Source organism: Vibrio sp. 10N.261.52.C11 (genome assembly GCF_041471405.1).
GTDB classification, from domain to species: domain Bacteria; phylum Pseudomonadota; class Gammaproteobacteria; order Enterobacterales; family Vibrionaceae; genus Vibrio; species Vibrio crassostreae_C.
Window position 1 is genome coordinate 1 of record NZ_JBFROI010000141.1, and the last position, 3,186, is coordinate 3,186.

Here is a 3,186-nt window from a genome sequence, read left to right on the forward strand (position 1 = left end):
GCTGTAGAAGCACAAGATCTGTATCAATCAATGTACAGAATTAAACAAGTATTAGACACATACGTTATGCCTGATATTCTTTTTCAGAATATGCTTTTCTATGATAAAAAATTGACTGATAAAATTAAAAACTACAATAATTTATCTAACTTTAAAATTTCAAGTAAAGCAAATGCTGATCGTTTTGTTAAACACATGAGTAAAATAGACGGTTTTGAAACTGGTAATAGAGTTAAAAAATTAAGCACTGAAAGAAAGATATTAGAGTCTTTGTGTTCCAGTCTTTAATAAAACCTCATTGATATCTGCCAGATCAAAGATCTGGCTTTTCATATTATATTCAAGTGTACATTTTGGAATAGAATGGATGAATAGGATTGTTTTCCACAAAATTATGGATTAGTATTCAATCTTATACTTTGCTACTAAACATGTAATAGGGATGATTATGATCGATGATATTCATGAGCAACTTGGCGTCAATAAGTCCTTTCTTAACGATACATTCGCAATGATCCGCATTTCTAAAAATGGAGAAGTTTGGGTGCAATATCAAGATAAGATGGATATACCATCAGGCACTAAAGCAATTAATATTACTGCTGATGTTCTTAAGGTTATTGCGCTTCATCAAAGTAGTGAATAATAAGCGCGTGGTTTAAAGAAATTTCATATCGAGGTATGAGAAACCTGCTGTAATTTGCCATTATTATCACCAGTTTTCCTTTGGTTTAAACAAAATCATTATATTTTTATTAACATGGATAGACTATGAAAGCTAGAATTGGAATCGCCGATGAAGAACTAGTCCGCAAGTATATGTTGGATGTTGCAGCTGGTAAATTAAACAATGTCGAAGATATTCCTCATTTTTGGTTTGCATCATTAACGGAGCTTGCACAGGTTTTAACTAACGATAATATTAAGCTCTTGAACATGATAGATCATGAGAGACCAAATAGTGTAGGGAAGTTATCTGAGATAACAAGTCGCAGTGTCGAAGAGCTTTCGATTTCTATTGATGAGATTGCAGCTAAAGGTTTTGTTCGTATTGATAGATGTGGAAACGAAGAGCGTCTTACTGCAATTTATACATCTTTTGAGGTCCTCATGGGTAAAGAACTGGAAGATCTGCTTCTATAGCTCATCAATTTTTAATACATGGAGTTGGTGCGCAGACGTGAGACTGGCGTTATATCGATGAGGTGTATTCGATCCCTGAAACGTGTGCAGAGATCAATCGTTTACGTTACTAAATTGTAAAAATATGGAGACTTGCTTGAAAAACAACGTAAACGCGATCGAAATCACCGAAATACGAATCTCCCGTTTCTAAAGGGGGAGCTAAAATTAGTTGCTCAAGAACATCAAATCTAGTTCAGGGTTACTTCTTCTTGTAATCGCAAACAGAACGGGTTCATCTCAGAAAGAATAAATTCTTCAAACCAAATATTTACATCATCAAGTAACTTCAACCCTTTCTTGGCCGTATATACCGAAAGTAAGTCAAGCTCTTCAAGGTCGATCATCTCTTCAAGAGGTGAAGACCTTACTAAGTTATGAATCGATCTATTTCGCTCTTTACGCCACGAGTCCACATCACGCTTAAGATTCTTGGGTAAAAACTCATCACACAGTTCTGTGAGCTTTGCAAAGCTCTTTGTCCCTGCTTTTTGCCCTTTCAAGTACAAAACCAACGATAAACGGTCTGAAATGCAACTTTCTTCAAGAGCGATTGCTTCGAGATAAAATTCTTGGTTTATGGCCTCGTTGATACGCTCAACAATGTGCTTAGAGCGCTCTTCTTTCTTGATGATCGTTGAATAAGCAGAAAACTCTTCATCTGGGATGTGTCTTGAGATGTGCAGATTCATCACCATATGCCTAAAGCTTGGCATAGAATCCAAGATCTCGGTGAATTGTTTCATAAAGGTATCAAGATATGTGTATGTATAGACGTTCTCACGCTTTAACCACCAAGAATAAAGTATATCCTTTTCGGTTCTTGGGATTTGAATAACTCGCTCTCCAATATGGGAAATATAATTGTGTATATTATGAAGAAAGAATGTGCAATGGAATAGAATCGTTTTCCCTTCTGGATACATTGCGTAGGCTTCTGGGGTCATATCATTAATATGAGTTTCAAAGACTTTCTGTTGTTCTACATGCTCATTTTCAATGAGTAAACACAGTGCATTGAGCAGATCTGTAGGGTTCTTTACATCAAAACCATCTAACCATAGTGATTCGAACAGCCCAAAAGCAAAGCTATAACCATCAATGTAACCATCTTTGAAGAATGTGTAGTGTTTGCGACTTTCGAGTTGAGCTTGTTGCTCTTCCAATGAGATATTCACTAGGTTCTTGTTCATTTCACTTCCTGATAATATGCCGAGATATCAAAATCAGACATTAGAAAATCTTAGTCTAGATGAACACGTTAGTTTAGTGAAGAGAAGTGGACCCCAATGGTTGGACACATAAGCTAACTCCTTAAGTGGTTGATCCAGCTCATGCTGCGTATCTCTGCCTGCCGAAGTAGGCTTCATCAGGGGTAAGGTTATTGAGTCCCTGATGGTTACGCTCCTCATTATAAAACACCATGTAGTGACCGATTTCAAGCTCGGCTTCACGAGGTGTAGTATAAGCTTTTAAGTAAATCTCCTCATATTTCAGGCTTCGCCATAATCGCTCGATGAAAACATTGTCGATCCAACGACCTTTCCCATCCATGCTGATCCGTACATTATGGTCAATCAACTTCTGTGTGAACTCAGTGCTGGTAAACTGACTGCCTTGATCTGAGTTGAAGATATCGGGTGGTCCGTAGTGCTTAAGCGCTTCTTCAAGAGCTTCGATACAAAAGCTCGTATCCATGGTGTTAGATAACCGCCAAGACAGCACCTTACGGCTATACCAATCGATGATGGCAACAAGGTAGAGGAACCCTTTAGCCATAGGGACATACGTGATATCGATTGCCCACGCTTGGTTGGGGTAAGTAACTTCGATGTCACGCAATAGGTAGGGATAAACCTTGTGTGCTTTGTTCGCAAGTGTCGTTTTTGGCTTGGGATAAATTGCTCCAATGCCCATTTCACGCATGATCCGAACGATACGCTTGCGATTAACCTTATGGCCTTTTTTAGCCAGCTCAGTTCGAACTGCGTATTTCGGTGATTG

At 38.1% G+C, this 3,186-nt stretch carries 4 protein-coding genes and 1 pseudogene; 3 read left to right on the forward strand and 2 right to left on the reverse strand.

Annotation, left to right across the window (positions count from 1 at the left end; translation table 11 throughout):
- From AB4323_RS24415 to AB4323_RS24425, 3 genes and pseudogenes are all read left to right on the forward strand, one after another.
- Window positions 1-288 (forward strand): annotated as a pseudogene (locus AB4323_RS24415) (hypothetical protein); the annotation flags it as partial.
- A gap of 160 nt (window positions 289-448) precedes the next feature.
- Entirely contained in the window at window positions 449-646 is a 198-nt protein-coding gene (locus tag AB4323_RS24420; protein ID WP_372153547.1) for a hypothetical protein, read from the forward strand.
- 125 nt (window positions 647-771) lie between these two features.
- The gene (locus AB4323_RS24425) at window positions 772-1,143 is read left to right on the forward strand and encodes a transcriptional regulator (RefSeq protein WP_213899847.1); all 372 of its coding nucleotides are present in this window, start codon (window positions 772-774) and stop codon (window positions 1,141-1,143) included.
- 230 nt (window positions 1,144-1,373) lie between these two features.
- Here AB4323_RS24425 and AB4323_RS24430 read toward each other — a convergent pair whose 3' ends face one another.
- Together AB4323_RS24430 and AB4323_RS24435 are read right to left on the reverse strand one after the other, a co-directional pair.
- Window positions 1,374-2,375 (reverse strand): hypothetical protein, encoded by a 1,002-nt coding sequence (locus AB4323_RS24430; RefSeq protein WP_372153549.1) that lies wholly within the window; start codon window positions 2,373-2,375, stop codon window positions 1,374-1,376.
- Between the two features lie 139 nt (window positions 2,376-2,514).
- Window positions 2,515-3,186: IS3 family transposase (locus tag AB4323_RS24435; RefSeq protein ID WP_372153550.1), on the reverse strand; the 672-nt coding region annotated here is incomplete at its 5' end.